Genomic DNA, 15,913 nt, shown 5'->3' with positions numbered 1-15,913 from the left:
GCATGCAGCTCTTGTCCGGCAACGAGGCCATCGCCCAGGGCGCCTGGGAAGCAGGCGCGCGCATTGGCGTTGGATATCCGGGTACGCCCAGCACGGAAACCATGGAGTCCTTCGGCGCGAAGGAAAACGTGTACGCCGAATGGTGCGCCAACGAGAAGGTTGCCGTGGAGGTGGCCGTAGGCGCAAGCGCTGCCGGCGCGCGCGTGCTGGCCACCATGAAGCATGTGGGCGTGAACGTTGCCGCCGACCCCCTGTACACCGCTGCCTACACAGGCGTGAACGGAGGTTTGGTGGTTCTTGCCGCCGACGACCCGGGCATGCATTCCAGCCAGAACGAGCAGGACACGCGCTTCCACGCACAGGGCGCGCATATCCCCGTTGTAGAGCCTTCCGATTCCGCCGAGGCCCGGGAATACACCATGCAGGCCTTCGAGGCATCGGAGCGTTTCGACATTCCTTTCTTCGTGCGCAGCACGGTGCGCGTAAGCCATGCCAAATCGCCTGTTGAAGTTGGCGAGCGCGTGGAACGCGAGCTCATTCCCTACGAAAAGGACCCTTCCAAGTGGGTCATGATGCCCGCCTACGCCAAACCACGTCGCACGTCGCTCGACGCCCGCATCGCGCAGGTGGCACAATGGGCCGAAACGAGCCCGCTAAACCGCCTCGAGCTCAACGATACGTCCATTGGCGTGATTTGCGCCGGCGCATCGTACCAGTACGTGCGCGACGCACTTCCCAACGCATCCATCCTGAAGCTTGGCATCACCTGGCCCATTGCCACGGGACTCATTGCCAAGCTTGCCAACCACGTAGATGCTCTCTACGTGGTGGAAGAGGGTTCCGACTATCTGTCCATGCAGGTAAAGGCTACGGGCGTAGCGATTTCCGAGCCTCCCGCGCATGCGCTTCCCAAAGAGGGGGAGCTTACGCCAGGCATCATCCGCTCCGCGTTCGGCCTTGCGCTGCCCGAAGAGCTTCCCACCCAGGACGACGTTCCCGGACGTCCGCCGGCGCTGTGCGCTGGCTGTCCGCATCGCCTGGTGTTCAAGGAACTCTCGCGTGCAAAGTGCATCGTAACGGGCGATATTGGCTGCTACACGCTGGGTGCGCTGCCGCCGCTTGCCGGCATGGATTCCACGCTCGACATGGGCGCATCCATTTCCATGGCGCACGGCTTCGAGCTGGCTCTTGCGGGAACCGACCATCAACCCGTCGTAGCCGTCATCGGCGATAGCACGTTTGGCCATTCGGGCTTCACGAGTCTCCTTTCCACGGCATACAACAAGGGTGCGGGCACCATCTGCATCCTCGACAACCGCACCACGGGCATGACGGGCCATCAGGGTAATCCCTTCAACGGCATTACCCTGCAAAACCGCCCGTCGCGCGAACTCGACCTGGAGGGCATGGTGCGCTCGCTGGGCATCAGCGACGTCCAGGTGGTAAACCCCAACAACATGAAGGACGTACGTGCCGCCATCAAGGACGCCACGTCCCGCACCGACGAGCTTTCGGTCATCATCTTCCGCAGCCCCTGCGTGCTGCTCAAGAAAGTATTCGAACGTCAGGCACCGTACACGATCACGTCCGATTGCCGTGCCTGCGGCGTATGCGTAACGCTGGGCTGTCCGGCCATCGCGCGCATCGAGGAAACGGGCGAGGCCTGCATCGACCCCGACCAATGCGTCGGTTGCGGCCAGTGCAAGGCATACTGCGGATTTGGCGCCATCGTGCGCATGGAAGGAGCACTTCGATGAGCGTGTACAGCGACGGCGCCACTACGGTACTGCTGGCGGGCGTAGGCGGGCAGGGCACCATTCTTGCCGCCGATCTGCTTGCGAAAACGGCCATTTCTAACGGCCTTCAGGTGAAGCTCTCCGAAATCCATGGTATGGCTCAGCGTGGCGGCTCGGTTACCACCGTCGTGCGTCTTGGCGAGCAAGTTCACTCCATGGTCTGCGACCGTGGTTCGGCCGACTACCTGCTCTGCTTCGAGGCAACGGAAGCCCTGCGTAATCTGCCGTTCCTGGCGCAGAGCGGAAAGCTGCTGGTCAACGACGTGTCCATCAAGCCGCTGCCCGTGCTCACCGGCAAGGCATCCATGCCCAAGCGCGTTCACGAGCGCCTGGGTGCATACAACGCGCAACTAGTCGACGCCAACAAGCACGCACGCGAAGCTGGCTCCTTGAAGTGCGCAAACGTCGTACTGTTGGGCGCCCTGGCTGCCAACATGCCCTTCTCGCTGGAAAGCTGGGAAGAGCAGATTCGCCTGAAGGTGCCGCCCAAAACGATCGACATGAACATCGACTCCTTCCATCGTGGCGTCCAGAGCGTTGCGAGCGAGGCGAACCGCTCGTAAGCGGCGCGCATGACGCTTCCCGAAACACCCGATAGCAGCCATCCCGTTCCACGAGGGCGCTTTGCGCCTTCGCCCACGGGCCGCATGCACGCGGGCAACATCTACGCATCCCTGGTTACCTGGCTTTACTGCAAGCAGCGGGGTGGGGAAGTGGTCCTTCGCATTGAAGACCTGGACCCGCAACGCTGCAAGCCCGCCTACGCCGAGCAGATTAAGGCGGACTACAGCATGCTCGGCCTAGGATGGGATGGCACCATCATGTACCAGAGCACGCGAACGAACGTGTATCGCGATGCGTATAACGAACTGGGGAAGCGCAATCGCATCTACCCATGCTTCTGCACGCGTGCCGACCTGCACGCCGCCTCGGCGCCGCATAAGGGCGAGAAGCACGTCTACCCTGGTACGTGCCGCGATCTTTCACCCGAAGAAAGAGAGGCACGTTCGCAATCGCGCAAGCCCGCGTGGCGCATTCAGGTGCCAGAGCGCACCATACGCCTTTCCGACCTCTTCCAAGGGGAGTATGGCCAGCAGCTCAGCGAGGACTGCGGCGACTTCCTCATCCGGCGCAGCGATGGCGCATACGCGTACCAACTCGCCGTGGTGGTAGACGACGCGGCCCAGGGCGTGAACACGGTCATTCGGGGCGTCGACTTGCTCTGTAGCACGCCCCAGCAGATCTTCCTGCAGCAGGAACTCGGCTTCGACCAGCCCACATACGGACACGTTCCGTTACTGGTGGAACGGGAAAACAGGCGCCTTTCCAAACGCGATCACGACGCCTCGCTCGAACAGCTGCTTGCCCAATACGGAAACGCAAGGGGAGTAGTGGGGCATATCGCGCACGTAGCAGGGCTCATTCCGGAATTCGAACCGCTTACGCCCGAAGAGCTGCTTCCACATGCGTCGTTCGACAACCTGCACAATCGCATCCAAATTGCGTGGCAGGCATAGCTTGCACTACTTAGAGTAACTCTAAGTAGAAGAATCCTAGAGCGTGAGCGTCACCGTAGAGGCAAGGATGCAGAGGCCGTAGAACGAGCCGAACAGAATGTTCAAGGTGGAGCACTGGCCGAAAGCACCTGCGCGAGACTGCGCGGTAAGCGGATTCGCCAGCAGCATGCGTCCCGGCGCATGAGCCGCGAGTAGCATAAACGGCAACACAATGGCGCCAGGGGTGAAGACCACGCCAACAATGACGCAGATGGAGAGCACCCAGGCATACACGACGCCGTGATAGAGCTTCACCGTGCGCTCATGCCCAAGCAGCACGGGGAGCGTCTTGCGATTCGCTTCCGTGTCCTTTTCGATGTCACAGCCGTTGTTCGTGAGCATGATGAGTGCAATGCCCAGGATCTCGGGGATGGAATAGACAAGCACCATGAAGTCGAGCGAACCCGTGAGCACCTGGTAGCTCGCCAGTGTGATGAGGCCGCCCATGGTGAAGCCACTGGCAAGTTCGCCCAAGGGAAGATAGGAAATGGGGAGCTTGCCGCCCGAGTACAGGAAGATCACAACCACGCCAATGAGGGCGATGACGAGCGGAGCGATACCCGCAATAACGATGCAGTATACGCCCAGCACAAAGGCAACAACGATGAGTCCGATGGCGTAGGCAAGCGCATGACGAGGGTTGACGTTGTTGTACACGAGCACGGCATCGGTGGGGTCGAGCTGATTCTCCTCGGTGTCGGTGCCCTTCACATAATCGAAGTAATCGTTGATGGTGTTCACGGCGCTTTGCAGCAGCACGCTGATGGCAAGCAGGACCAAAACGGAGGAAACGCTCGTGGGCTTGCCCACAGACGCATTGAACACGAAGGCGAGGCAGCTGGCCAGAAGAACGGGGAAGATGGAAGCCGCCCACGTATGGGGCGCGGCAAGCTGCACCATGAACGTGGGAGTAAGGGGTTGATACGTTTTCTCGTCGGCCATGAAATCGCTTTCTCTCGCTGCAACACTCGTCTAAGCCGTATGTACTATACCCTAAACACCAGAAGAGAGTGATGTTTTCACGCAAGTTAGGCGCGCTCGAAGCGTTGGCGCTACACTGGGGAATGGCCGCAAGGCCGTTTCTACTACCTAACGCAAAGGAGCGTGCATGGAAACCATCCTGGTTACCGGTGGCACGGGCTTCATCGGAAGCCACACCTGCGTCGAGCTCATCAACGCGGGTTACGATGTCGTCGTCTTTGACAATCTCGTTAACTCGAAGGAAGAGTCCCTGAATCGCATCGAGCAGATCACGGGAACCCGTCCGCGTTTCTACAAGGCCGACATGCTCGATCGCCCCGCGATTGAGGCGATCTTCGACGCCGAGAACATCTCCTCGGTTATCCATTTTGCCGGTCTGAAGGCAGTGGGCGAGAGCGTCGTAAAGCCCTGGGAGTACTACCAGAACAACATCGAGGGCACGCTGATCCTCCTCGACGTCATGCGAAATCATGGCGTGAAGAACATCATCTTCAGCTCTTCGGCCACGGTGTACGGCGACCCTGCTTTCGTGCCCATCACGGAAGAATGTCCGCTGGGCAACCCCACGAACCCGTATGGCCAGACGAAGAAGATGCTCGAGCAGATGCTTCATGACATGTGGGTAAGCGACAACGAATGGAACGTTTCGCTGCTTCGCTACTTTAACCCCATCGGCGCGCATCCTAGCGGCCTTATGGGCGAAGACCCGAACGGCATCCCCAACAACCTTATGCCCTACATCACGCAGGTGGCGTTGGGCAAGCTGGAATGCCTGGGCGTCTTCGGCGATGATTACGACACCCCCGATGGAACGGGCGTGCGCGATTACATCCACGTAGTCGACCTGGCGCGCGGCCACGTAAAAACGCTCCAGGCTACCGCAGGCCAAACGGGCGTGCACGTGTGGAACCTGGGCACGGGCGTGGGTTATAGCGTCCTCGACGTGGTGAAGGCGTTCATCTCCGCCACGGGCGTCGACGTTCCGTACCAGATTAAGCCTCGTCGCGCAGGCGACATCGCCCAGTGCTACGCAAGCGCAGCCAAAGCCGAAGCCGAGCTTGGCTGGAAGGCGGAATACGGCATCGAGACCATGTGCCGCGATAGCTGGAACTGGCAGAAGAACAACCCCAACGGATACGCCGACTAGATAGGTAGCCTCATGATCAGGGAAGACGTAGTAAACCGCTGGAACGAGAAGGTCACCGACCCCATTGTTCGCGAACAGCTCGACGCACTGCTGAATGCCAACGACGAATCGGCCATCGACGATGCCTTCTTCCAAGACCTGGAATTTGGCACTGCGGGCCTGCGTGGCATCATCGGCGCCGGCACCAATCGCATGAACGTCTACACGGTAGGCAAGGCCACCATGGGCGTTGCCGCATACCTGAACAGCACGTTTAGCGAGCCCACCGTTGCCATCGCCCGTGATAGCCGCAACATGGGCAACGAATTCGTGCGCCACACCGCACGCATCCTTGCCTCGCAGGGTATCAAGAGCTTCATCTATCCCCGCATCGAGCCCGTTCCCGCACTCAGCTTCGCCGTGCGCCACCTAGGCACGTCCGCGGGTATCTGCATGACGGCCAGCCATAACCCCGCCGAATACAACGGCTACAAGGTGTATGGCGCCGACGGCTGCCAGATCACCAGCGATGCTGCCAGCAACATTTCCGCTGCCATCGCCGGCATCGACGAGTTCAGCACGCTGGAAATGGCCTCCTTCGAAGAATACGAGGAGCAGGGCCTCATCAACTGGATCGACGACAGCGTAATCACCGCGTTCATCGATGCCGAACTGGAAGCCAGCATGGCCGACCCCGACGCTTCCGACGTATCGCTGAAGCTCGTGTACACGCCGCTGAATGGCTCGGGCCTGGAATGCAATTCGCTCATGTTCGAGCGCATTGGCGTCACCGACGTCACCGTGGTGGAAGAGCAGGCCGAACCGAACGGCGATTTCCCCACGTGCCCGTACCCGAACCCCGAGATCCGCGAGGCCATGGAAAAGGGCATCGAGACGTGCGAGCGCGTGCATCCCGACCTGCTGCTTGCCACCGACCCCGACGCCGACCGCGTGGGCATCGCCGTAAAGAACGGGGGAGACTACCAGTTGCTCACGGGCAACGAAGTGGGCATTCTCATGCTCGACTACCTGTGCCGCATGCGCAGCAAGGCAGGTAAGCTTCCCAGCGATGCAGTCGCCGTGAGCACTATCGTTTCTACGGTTATGATCGACAAGATCGCAGCTCACTGGGGCGTACGCATTCAGCGTACGCTTACCGGCTTCAAGTACATCGGCAACGTGATCACCGACCTGGTGAACGCCGGACGCGAAGAGGCCTATGTACTGGGCTTCGAGGAAAGCTACGGCTACCTGGCCGCCACGCACGTGCGCGACAAGGACTCCATCTGCGCCAGCATGATCATCTGCCAGATGGCCCAGCACTACCGCAAGCGCGGCATGAACCTGGCTCAGGCCATCGAAGAGCTGTACCGCGAATACGGCTACTTCCGCAACAAGACGGTGAGTATCTCGTTCCCCGGAGCCGACGGCGCACGTAAGATGGCCGACATCATGTCCACGCTGCGTACGCAGGCCCCCTCGGAAATCGCGGGATATCCCGTCCAGGAGGTCATCGATTATCAAGACGGCTACAATGACCTTCCAAAGGCCAACGTGTTGGAATTCCGCCTGCCGAACATGAACAAGGTCATCATTCGCCCCAGCGGCACGGAGCCCAAGATCAAGGCATACCTGTTCAGCAATGGCGAAACGGCCGAGCTTGCCGACGAGCTTACTGGCAAGCTGGAAGCAGCCGCACGCGAACTGCTTTCGTAACGCATCAGAACATCTAGCAGGGTAGGGCGCACCTTGAGTGCGCCCTACGTATGGGAAGGCACCATGAGTACCCGAGAACAGCTTCTAACGCTCCTTTCGCAGGCCGCGCTCAACCAGACCTGGGTGTCGGGAGAAGACGCCGCACAGCAGCTGGGAGTATCACGCGCCGCCATCTGGAAGGCCATCAAGACGCTGGAAGAAGAGGGATATCGCTTCGAGGCGCAGCGAAACCGCGGGTACCGCATGGCCGAGCATCAGGACGTCATTACGAAGGGCGACCTGGATGCCGCGTTAGCTAATGCCAAGCTTCCCGTTGAGACGCAAGTCGTCTTTTCCACGGGAAGCACCAATAACGACGTAAAGGCCCTTGCCGAACAGGGGAAAGACGAACTATTCGCTCTGGTAGCCAGCAAGCAGGAAAGCGGAAAGGGAAGGCGAGGGCGCTCGTTTTTCAGCCTGGGCGACCGCGGCGTGTATCTGAGCATCCTCATTCGCCCGTCTATGCCCATCGCCGAGGCTTCCGCCATCACTGCCGTAGCGGCCGTGGCAACCTGCCGAGCCGTGGAATCGCTGTTCGACGTGATGCCTTCCATCAAATGGGTAAACGATGTTTATCTGGGAAAACGTAAGATTTGCGGCATCCTTACCGAAGCGGCAACCGACCTTGAGACGGGCATGCTCTCGTATGCTGTCGTGGGCATTGGCGTGAACGTCTACGAGCCCGAAGGCGGATTCCCCGAAGAGATTCGCGAGCGAGCAGGGGCCATATCCACCACGATCAAGCAAGGAACGCGTGCGGCTCTTGCAGGTGCAATCATCAAGGAATTCGTAGAGCTCTACGACAAGGATTCGTTCGGAGCGTTTCGCGATGAATATCGAGCGCGCTCGTTCGTGGTTGGCAAAACCATCACGGTCATCGACGGGAAACGGGAGCAAGAGGCTCTGGCGCTGGGAATCGATGACGACCTGTCGTTGCACGTTCAATTCGAGGACGGTTCCAAAGCGCACCTTCATTCTGGCGAAGTGAGCCTACGGGTGTAGCACCAAGCAAGCTACACCCATCTAACCTGTGTTTACGCTGCAGTCACCCATAACAACACGTCGCATACCGCTCACCCAACGAGCGTCTATTGTGCATTGACACTGTCGAGATTACAATTGATGCAAACGGGGGATCTCTAGAAACGGGGAGCGAGATGGACTCCGCAGATCAGAAGCAATAATTGAGCCAGAATTGATCCTTTGCGTCTGGCAATGCCTAAGGATCCAGGCTAGACAGAACGACTCCTTAAGTATTGCTACACAACGGGGAACACGCACGAGGGGGCTTCAGCATGAATTCATTGAACGGCGCAGTCGCAAGGCGTTTCTTAATTGCCCTTGGCATCATGCTTGCAATGGCTGCGGTGATGCTAGGCATCGCCATTTCACCTACCGCATTCGCCGAAGACGGCGATCCCACTGCAGCCGAAGAGCCAGCCCCCGACGATAGTGGGCTTGTTGCCACCGAAGATCCGTCTCCCGGTGATGGCACTAAGCCTTTCCGCACCATCATGATTTACCTGGATGGCGCTAGTTCCGAGGAAAACAATCCCGTATGCTCCGCCATGCTCAAGGAATACATGGCATCGAAATTCGATCGAAGCGACTTCCGCATCATTGTTATGACGGGCGGATCGCTCAAATGGCACCTCGATGCAAGCTACCTGCGAGACAAGAATGGCAACGCGGGAACGCTCACCGAGATCAGCAGCGAATACAACCAGATCTGGGAAGTGTACGGAGCCACCGATGACGCCGAAGGCTACCTGAGGCTGCTAGACGGCGATGGCGTAAGCGGTGACGAAGCTAACGCCAAAACGTCTGCCGAGGAGCTCATGAGCGACCCCGACACGCTGCAGCAGTTCATCAACTACGCCTATAGCGTCGCCCCGGCGGGCAAATACGACCTGGTTCTAAACGACCATGGCTCGGGTCCTGGACGCGGCTATGGCTACGACGATCACGACACTGAAAGCCCAGATGTAGGGTTGTCCTTGCTCGAACTGCGACAGGCGATATCCGGAAGCGAAGTCGTGCAGGATGTGGGCAAGTTCGACTTCATCAACTTCGACTGCTGCCTGCTGGGTAATTTTGAAACGGCGCTCGCCTTGGAGGATTACACAGATTATTTCCTCGGGTCGGCAGACGTCGACCCAATGCCTACAGTCGATTACACAGCAGTGTTCGACTTCCTCGCAACAGACCCCGATATGGATGCTTGGGTCTTGGGATGCAAGCTCGTAGACCTCTTCGTTGATTACTATGACGAGAACACCAGCGCGATTTCGATTGGCCCTTCGGAAACCTATTGCGTAGTTAACACGGACAAGCTAAAGCAGAGCGGTATCGTGGACAAACTGTTCGCAATTGCAAGGCAAATGCGAACAGAGGCGACAGCTGGGAGCTTCTACGACGAGATTCGCGTTCCAAAAGACTCCTACCGTTTCGGCTACGCCAACATACAAGATTTCGCGACCGTGATGGAGCAACTTGGAATTGGACTATACGAATCCGATTGGGAAGAGCCAGGGTTCTTGAACGCCTATACGCAATCGGCACTCGAGATTCAAAACATCCTGCATGACGAAGACGTCGTCTATTCAAGGCACACTCAGAGGTCGAATAAAACGCATGCGTTCTTCGGCAGAGACGACGATGGAAGCATAACGGCACGAGCTACGAAATCCCCGACAAGCGGGTTGAGCATCTTCTCCTTCGCCAACCCATCCAACGGCGACGTTTCCTACGAGGTGGCCTTCTACGCAGAGGCCATGAAGGAGCTGTCTGGTGCATACGGTGAGGGCTCAACCGAAAAAGAGCTATTCGAAACGTACATGCAGGCGATTCTCGATTACGAGCTGATCTGCAACGCCGGCGTTGCCGTATCTAATCTCGTTGAGGACGGATGCGATCCCAACGAGATCGACTACGACAAGGTTCATGCCTATCTCCAGTCCCAAAAATCCGGGGAATCCAAGCGAGGATGGGAATACATATCGAAGGCATTTGATGCCAGCGACCGAGATGTCGAAGCATGGCTGGGCGGGATCATAGAAATCCAGCGTGAGGAGGTTTTGAATCATGACAAAGTCTCCCTCAAGACGGAATCCCATGATGGGACGGATTACTATCGCCTCGATGTAGCGGATACTCCCAAGCGAGTCATTGACGTTCCCGTACTTACGGTGACCGCAAACAAGGAAGATGATGTTTTCAACAAGCCAACCAGGACGTTCTACGGCACGCGGATGACCAGCGATGGGGAAGAGTCTGCAGGCGATTACATGAGCGCTACCGACTCTTCCTATCAAATTCCGAAATTCGACGGGCAGTGGTATGCCGTCCAGGATGCGGATGGCGGCGTTTATTTGGCATCCGATGCGTCAGACCATTCTGTTTACGCAAATTTCTATTCGATGGATGGCAAGTCGATGGGTGCGGGGGAGCTGCTCTTCGATGCGGACGGGAACGCGGATAGCATTTACCTTTACGGGAACACGATACCGATTTCCCTCGACACTTTCGAGGAAATGGTGACGGTGGCGCTTTGCAATGACCCGAGCTATGGAGGCGACACGGTCTTGGGCTCGTTCGTGCTAGAAGGGAAGAATGCCAAGCTCGTAAAGGATAGTTGCTCGAATCTGGGCATAGACGACGTTGAATTAACGCTCGCCATCTCGGATATGTACGATGCCCGGCATGAGGTGAAGCCAGAGCTTACATTCGATCCTGCCGGAGGGCAATGGGAAGACGGCACAAGTGCAATCAAAAAATATGAGACTGCCCTCGAATCCTCCTTCGACATCATCGATGCTCCTACGCGCGAAGGTTACACCTTCGTGTGCTGGCAAGGATCTGAATATCAGCCGGGGGAGAACTACCTCGCAGACAGCGACCATACATTCACAGCCCTGTGGGAAAAGAACCCTGAGAGCGACCCCGCCACTACGGAGCCAGAACATAGCGACGACGCGAACAATCAGGATCCAGATAACCAAGGGGAAACCGCCAGGGGCAAATCGAGCATCATCCCAAGCCTGGGAGACCTCCTGAACCTGATGTATCTGCTGCTGGTCTCAGCGGCATTAGGCGGGGCGATCGCAGTGGCCGCAAAGAATCGAAAGCGCAACTAGGAGCCAGTGAATGAATCACCCTGGACTAGAAAGGCGATTTTTATATACTTTACATAATATATATTATCGATAATATATATACGAATAAGCGAGAGGACAGGCGATTCAGATTATGCGGGCGCCTGTCTAGCCAAGAGCTCACTGCTTCATGCGCTACCACATGCGCGTGCGAGCTTCCGTTGTTTCAACCCATGGCTATGCCCTTACGTAACCGCCGTTTTAAAACTACCACTGGCCAGCTTCCGCGCACCATTCGATTTGTCGGTCGTTGCATGCGTTCGGATTTCTAAACCCTACGCATGGCTACCGCCTGAAACGCTTTCCCAGAGAATCGTTCTAGATGCTTTTCTGAGCCACAACCCGAGTCATCCATCAATCTGAAGCAAATAAAACGATTCTCCAGACCGCTAAAAGTGGCCTCTTTTGGCGCATTTTCGAAAAGTAAGACAAAGCAAGCCTATGACCTGGTGTTTTAGAAGCGAGGATCTGAGAGCCGTTCTAAGACCCCATTTTGACTTTAGATGAGTATTTATACCTGGGAAATTTCCGCGTTTTGGGCTATTTCAGATGCATAGGCCTCTAGAGCGCCTTGGCACTCCTCGATTTCGCGCATTTTCAAATCAAGCGAGAGCTTCTGTTCGGAAAGAACGCGCATCAACTGCTTGACGCCATCACGTCCTCGCAATTGCATGCGTACGAAATAGCCAATGCCCTCAATGGACAGACCGCTATAGCGAAGCGCTTCGATTAGCGTCAGCTGCTGCAAATCGGAATCGGTAAAATACCGACGCCCGCGCGAATCGCGCCCAAGATTCGGAAAGAAGCCGCACTTGTCGTAATAGCGAATGGTATGAGCGGTAATACCCGTCATATCCTCGACTTCAGTAATGGAATAGCCCGGGCGATCTTCCTTGCTTTTCGCAGCCATGGCAGCCTCTATTTCTACTTAGAGTAACTCTAACCAAACTATACCATACTTAGAGTAACTCTAAGTAGAAGAATCGCCAGAAGAGCCGAGGACCGAAAACAAATTAAAGCATAAAAGAGAACGACCCACGCTTCAAACTACGAAGCATGGGTCGAAAAGCTGTAGACGATAGGCAGCGCTACTTTACGCCACTGCTACCGAAGCCGCCCTCCCCTCGCTGGGTTTCGGACAGCTTGTCCTGCACGATCAGCGAGACGTTTTCGACGCCCATGATAACCAGCTGAGCAATTCGGTCGCCCACCTTCAAGTGAATGGGCTCGTTCGCATCGAGGTTGATGGCAATGCACATGAGCTCGCCGCGATAGCCGCTATCGATAAGGCCCGGAGCGTTTACCAGAGATAGGCCCTGTTTGATAGCAGAACCAGAACGAGGAAGCACGAAGCCAGCGTACCCTTCGGGAATGGCTACGCAAATGCCCGTATGGATGAGCGCACGCTCGAAAGGCTGGAGCGTGATCTCTTCCACGGAGCGCAGATCAATGCCAGCATCACCTTCGTAAGCGGTTTCCGGCAAAACAGCATTGTCGTTTACCACCTTTACGGGCAACGTAAGAGAAGACATATGAAACCTTTCGAAATAGCCTAGAGACCCTTGATGGCCTGATTGAATTCGTCGACGTTCTTGAAGTCTTTGTACACGCTGGCAAAGCGAATGTAAGCAACTTCGTCGAGGTTCCTCAAACGCTGAAGAACCATGTCGCCCAGAGCCTTGGACTGAATCTCGGTATAGTTCTTGTTCCTGAGCTCGGTCTCCAGATCGTCGACGACGGAATTGATCTGGTCGGGCGTAATATGGCGTTTTGCGCAGGCGATATACAGACCACGAAGAATCTTATCGCGACGGTACACTTCCGACGTACCATCGGACTTACGCACAACAAGAGGATTTTCGCCGAGACGTTCGTACGTAGTGAAGCGGCGATTACATTTCAAGCACTCACGACGGCGACGAATGCTCGTGCCATCTTCGGAAGGACGGGAATCAACAACTTTGGAATCGGTATGCCCGCAGGATGGACAGCGCATGTGAATTCCTCTCTTTCGGCCTGGTGTCAGATTACCATACCAACTGGGATAATATTAGGCCGATTCGAGAGAATCAAGGTATTTTATTCGCCCGAGCCCGCCGGAAAGAGCAGGCTCGGGCATTTACGCAGCTACCACAGAACGCAGCATCTGGGGTGCCCTAGAGGGTAAGGCAGATAGCGCCAATAGCCACGGCAGCATAGACAGATGCCGCAGCGATAACACGGCCCATGCAAGGCTCGGTAACCTGCATACCCCGAACGTTTCCATAACGGAAATCGGTGAGGAGCTGGCTTTCCGATGCAAGGCGAGCACAGCGAGCATGCACACGTTCGCGCATGCGGGCACGGTACGCATCTTCAATGGGATTGACCGCATACTTCTTTTCGTATGCCGCAACAGCGCGCGTGAAGTCGATGATGTGCTCGTTTTCATTGCTGTACCGAGAACAATCAGGCTTACGTGCGGCCGTTCCGTCGATGGGATACATGACGTTCAGGTCCTTCATTTCTGCCTCCTTGCTCTTGCATAGAACCTTTGTTCGTGTATACTCTAAATCGAACATAAGTTCTTGTCAACAAATTTATCAAACATTTGTTCGTGTGAAAGGGTGCAGCATGTCAAAGGACATTACGAAACGCCAGCAAGCAGTCCTCGATTGCATTACCGCCTGCATCGAAGAAAACGGCTACGGCCCCACCGTACGCGAGCTGTGCGAACGCATGCAGCTCTCCTCCCCTTCCACCGTTCACGTGCACCTGAAGGCCCTGGAAGACAAGGGCTACATCCACCGCGATCCGCTGAAGTCCCGCTCCATCACCCTTGCAGGTGAAGCGGCGGCTCCTGTTAGCGAACCCTCCCCCATTGCCTCGTACGGCAACGTGGTGCAGCTTCCCCTCGTGGGCAATGTCGCCGCGGGCGTACCCCTCTTGGCCGACGAAAACATTACCGAAACCATCACGCTGCCTACGGAAATCGTGGGCGATTCGGCATCGTTCCTTCTTTCCGTGCATGGCGAATCCATGATCGAAGCCGGCATCAACGACGGCGATTACATCGTGGTAAAGGAACAGAACACGGCGAATAACGGCGAAATCGTCGTTGCGCTCGTGGAAGACGGCGCCACGGTAAAGCGCTTCTATCGCGAGAAAGACCACATTCGTCTACAGCCGGAAAACTCCAGCATGGAACCCATCATCGTGCGCGACTGCGCCATCGTGGGCAAGGTCGTGGCACTCTTTAGGCGCGTACGCTAAACTGCTCTAACCTACTGGCAAGCGAGGGGCTCACGCGAATTGTCATCCACGTTCCCTGCTCGTCGTAGTGTTCTTCCACAATGTAGCAACGCTCATGCGCTAGCGCCACAATATCGCCGCGCGTATACGGCACCAATACGTGCAGAATCTCGTCCTGGGCAGCAGCTAACTTCACGATGCGCGCTATCAGCGCATCCAGGCCTTCATGCGTAACAGAAGAGATTTGCATGGCATTCGGGAAATGATAGGCCAAGGCTTCACGTCCCTCGTCGTCAAGCAGGTCTATTTTGTTGAGCACCAGAATCGAAGGGATATCCTGCGCGCCAATCTGATTCAGTACATCATCTACCGCACGCATCTGCCCCTCGAAATAATCCGAAGACGCATCGACCACATGCAGGATGATATCGGCTTCTCGCACCTCGTCGAGAGTGCTTTTAAACGATTCAACGAGCGTGGTGGGCAGCTTCTGAATGAAGCCAACCGTGTCGGTAAGGGTAATCTCGCGCCCCTCGGGCAGCGTGTATTTGCGCGTGGTGGAATCGAGCGTGGCAAACAGCTTGTCGTAGCTGAGCACCGAAGCATTCGTAAGAGCATTGAGCAGGCTCGACTTCCCCGCATTTGTATAACCCGCCAAGGCTACGCGCAGCATGCCGCTTTCCTGGCGCCCCTGACGCTGCACGGAGCGGTTCTTGTCGAGCTCGGCAAGTTCGCGGCGAATGGACGTAATGCGATTGCGCACGATGCGACGGTCGACCTCGAGCTGGCTTTCGCCTTCGCCGAAGCGGCTGCCAACGCCACCGCCCATACGGTTGCTGGCTAGATGAGCCCACATGCCGCGCAGACGCGGATAGAGGTACTGGTTCTGGGCAAGCTTCACCTGCAGTCGACCCTCACGCGTGGTCGCGTGGAGCGCGAAGATATCGAGAATAAGGGCCGTGCGGTCGATGACCTTCACGTCACGGCCCATGATCTTCTCCAAATTGCCCTGCTGAGAAGGCGTAAGCTCATCGTCGAAGATAACGATGTCGGCGCTATACGCCGTGCAGAGCTCAGAAATCTCGACTGCCTTGCCACTGCCCACGAACGTACGCGGGTTGGGCGCATCCAAACGCTGGGTGGTCTGCGCAACCACTTCGGCGCCTGCCGTGGCGGTAAGGCGCTCTAGCTCCGCCATGGTCTCCGAAAGGGGCCACGACGCACCAGGCCTATCGATGCCCACGAGGATTGCTCGTTCGGCAACTTCGGCGGTTTCGCGAAGCGGAAAGCGGTTTTTGTTGACCGACATACCCA

The 15,913-nt window shown here is 56.9% G+C and carries 14 protein-coding genes; 8 read left to right on the top strand and 6 right to left on the bottom strand.

The genetic code is table 11. The features are described 5' to 3' along the window. Positions 1 to 2 precede the first annotated feature (2 nt). Genes E7002_RS05020 through gluQRS form a run of 3 tightly spaced genes read left to right on the top strand, consistent with a single transcriptional unit; the run spans position 3 to position 3,313 of the window. Positions 3 to 1,757: a thiamine pyrophosphate-dependent enzyme gene (locus tag E7002_RS05020; RefSeq protein ID WP_303727760.1), complete on the top strand. Its 1,755-nt coding sequence runs from the start codon at positions 3 to 5 to the stop codon at positions 1,755 to 1,757. Further along, positions 1,754 to 2,359, top strand: coding sequence for an indolepyruvate oxidoreductase subunit beta (locus E7002_RS05015; protein ID WP_303727759.1), 606 nt, complete (start codon positions 1,754 to 1,756; stop codon positions 2,357 to 2,359). The genes E7002_RS05020 and E7002_RS05015 overlap by 4 nt, the downstream gene beginning before the upstream one ends. A 9-nt stretch (positions 2,360 to 2,368) precedes the next feature. After that, complete coding sequence (gene gluQRS, locus E7002_RS05010) at positions 2,369 to 3,313, top strand: tRNA glutamyl-Q(34) synthetase GluQRS (RefSeq protein WP_303727758.1); 945 nt, start codon at positions 2,369 to 2,371, stop codon at positions 3,311 to 3,313. A 36-nt stretch (positions 3,314 to 3,349) separates the two neighbouring features. Here gluQRS and E7002_RS05005 read toward each other — a convergent pair whose 3' ends face one another. Continuing rightward, positions 3,350 to 4,294, bottom strand: coding sequence for a prenyltransferase (locus tag E7002_RS05005; protein ID WP_303727757.1), 945 nt, complete (start codon positions 4,292 to 4,294; stop codon positions 3,350 to 3,352). A 166-nt stretch (positions 4,295 to 4,460) separates the two neighbouring features. Here E7002_RS05005 and galE point away from each other — a divergent pair, with 166 nt between their 5' ends. The 4 genes from galE (at position 4,461) to E7002_RS04985 (ending at position 11,350) form a co-directional block, all read left to right on the top strand. Next, complete coding sequence (galE, locus tag E7002_RS05000) at positions 4,461 to 5,480, top strand: UDP-glucose 4-epimerase GalE (RefSeq protein WP_303727756.1); 1,020 nt, start codon at positions 4,461 to 4,463, stop codon at positions 5,478 to 5,480. A 12-nt stretch (positions 5,481 to 5,492) separates the two neighbouring features. Continuing rightward, positions 5,493 to 7,175, top strand: a complete 1,683-nt coding sequence (locus tag E7002_RS04995; protein ID WP_303727755.1) for a phospho-sugar mutase — start codon at positions 5,493 to 5,495, stop codon at positions 7,173 to 7,175. A 63-nt stretch (positions 7,176 to 7,238) separates the two neighbouring features. After that, the gene (locus tag E7002_RS04990) at positions 7,239 to 8,216 is read left to right on the top strand and encodes a biotin--[acetyl-CoA-carboxylase] ligase (RefSeq protein WP_303727754.1); all 978 of its coding nucleotides are present in this window, start codon (positions 7,239 to 7,241) and stop codon (positions 8,214 to 8,216) included. A 293-nt stretch (positions 8,217 to 8,509) separates the two neighbouring features. Beyond that, entirely contained in the window at positions 8,510 to 11,350 is a 2,841-nt protein-coding gene (locus E7002_RS04985; RefSeq protein ID WP_303727753.1) for a clostripain-related cysteine peptidase, read from the top strand. Positions 11,351 to 11,879: 529 nt separating this feature from the next. Here E7002_RS04985 and E7002_RS04980 read toward each other — a convergent pair. The 4 genes from E7002_RS04980 to E7002_RS04965 form a co-directional block, all read right to left on the bottom strand. Beyond that, complete coding sequence (locus E7002_RS04980) at positions 11,880 to 12,278, bottom strand: MerR family transcriptional regulator (RefSeq protein WP_303727752.1); 399 nt, start codon at positions 12,276 to 12,278, stop codon at positions 11,880 to 11,882. Between the two features lie 178 nt (positions 12,279 to 12,456). Continuing rightward, entirely contained in the window at positions 12,457 to 12,900 is a 444-nt protein-coding gene (gene dut, locus E7002_RS04975) for a dUTP diphosphatase (RefSeq protein WP_303727751.1), read from the bottom strand. A 20-nt stretch (positions 12,901 to 12,920) separates the two neighbouring features. Further along, positions 12,921 to 13,364 carry a transcriptional regulator NrdR gene (gene nrdR / locus E7002_RS04970; protein ID WP_066662481.1) on the bottom strand — a complete coding sequence of 148 codons (444 nt, stop codon included), beginning with the start codon at positions 13,362 to 13,364 and terminating at the stop codon, positions 12,921 to 12,923. 160 nt (positions 13,365 to 13,524) lie between these two features. After that, positions 13,525 to 13,872: a hypothetical protein gene (locus E7002_RS04965; protein ID WP_303727750.1), complete on the bottom strand. Its 348-nt coding sequence runs from the start codon at positions 13,870 to 13,872 to the stop codon at positions 13,525 to 13,527. Positions 13,873 to 13,981: 109 nt separating this feature from the next. Between E7002_RS04965 and lexA the strand changes: the two genes are divergently transcribed. Then, on the top strand, positions 13,982 to 14,620 hold the full coding sequence (lexA, locus tag E7002_RS04960; RefSeq protein ID WP_303727749.1) for a transcriptional repressor LexA: 639 nt from the start codon (positions 13,982 to 13,984) through the stop codon (positions 14,618 to 14,620). Here the strand turns inward: lexA and hflX are convergent. Next, positions 14,604 to 15,908: a GTPase HflX gene (gene hflX / locus E7002_RS04955; RefSeq protein WP_303727748.1), complete on the bottom strand. Its 1,305-nt coding sequence runs from the start codon at positions 15,906 to 15,908 to the stop codon at positions 14,604 to 14,606. The two genes, lexA and hflX, sit on opposite strands and share 17 nt — an antisense overlap. Between the last annotated feature and the right edge of the window lie 5 nt (positions 15,909 to 15,913).

It is taken from the genome of Denitrobacterium detoxificans, assembly GCF_015062615.1.
GTDB classification, from domain to species: Bacteria; Actinomycetota; Coriobacteriia; order Coriobacteriales; family Eggerthellaceae; genus Denitrobacterium; species Denitrobacterium detoxificans_A.
This window is presented reverse-complemented; position numbering and strand designations above follow the sequence as displayed.

Bases quoted from the DNA above. Each gene is read 5' to 3' on its own strand.
- E7002_RS05020 (WP_303727760.1), top strand. From the start codon at position 3: ATGCAGCTCTTGTCCGGCAACGAGGCCATCGCCCAGGGCGCCTGGGAA.
- E7002_RS05015 (WP_303727759.1), top strand. From the start codon at position 1,754: ATGAGCGTGTACAGCGACGGCGCCACTACGGTACTGCTGGCGGGCGTA.
- gluQRS (WP_303727758.1), top strand. From the start codon at position 2,369: ATGACGCTTCCCGAAACACCCGATAGCAGCCATCCCGTTCCACGAGGG.
- E7002_RS05005 (WP_303727757.1), bottom strand. From the start codon at position 4,294: ATGGCCGACGAGAAAACGTATCAACCCCTTACTCCCACGTTCATGGTG.
- galE (WP_303727756.1), top strand. From the start codon at position 4,461: ATGGAAACCATCCTGGTTACCGGTGGCACGGGCTTCATCGGAAGCCAC.
- E7002_RS04995 (WP_303727755.1), top strand. From the start codon at position 5,493: ATGATCAGGGAAGACGTAGTAAACCGCTGGAACGAGAAGGTCACCGAC.
- E7002_RS04990 (WP_303727754.1), top strand. From the start codon at position 7,239: ATGAGTACCCGAGAACAGCTTCTAACGCTCCTTTCGCAGGCCGCGCTC.
- E7002_RS04985 (WP_303727753.1), top strand. From the start codon at position 8,510: ATGAATTCATTGAACGGCGCAGTCGCAAGGCGTTTCTTAATTGCCCTT.
- E7002_RS04980 (WP_303727752.1), bottom strand. From the start codon at position 12,278: ATGGCTGCGAAAAGCAAGGAAGATCGCCCGGGCTATTCCATTACTGAA.
- dut (WP_303727751.1), bottom strand. From the start codon at position 12,900: ATGTCTTCTCTTACGTTGCCCGTAAAGGTGGTAAACGACAATGCTGTT.
- nrdR (WP_066662481.1), bottom strand. From the start codon at position 13,364: ATGCGCTGTCCATCCTGCGGGCATACCGATTCCAAAGTTGTTGATTCC.
- E7002_RS04965 (WP_303727750.1), bottom strand. From the start codon at position 13,872: ATGAAGGACCTGAACGTCATGTATCCCATCGACGGAACGGCCGCACGT.
- lexA (WP_303727749.1), top strand. From the start codon at position 13,982: ATGTCAAAGGACATTACGAAACGCCAGCAAGCAGTCCTCGATTGCATT.
- hflX (WP_303727748.1), bottom strand. From the start codon at position 15,908: ATGTCGGTCAACAAAAACCGCTTTCCGCTTCGCGAAACCGCCGAAGTT.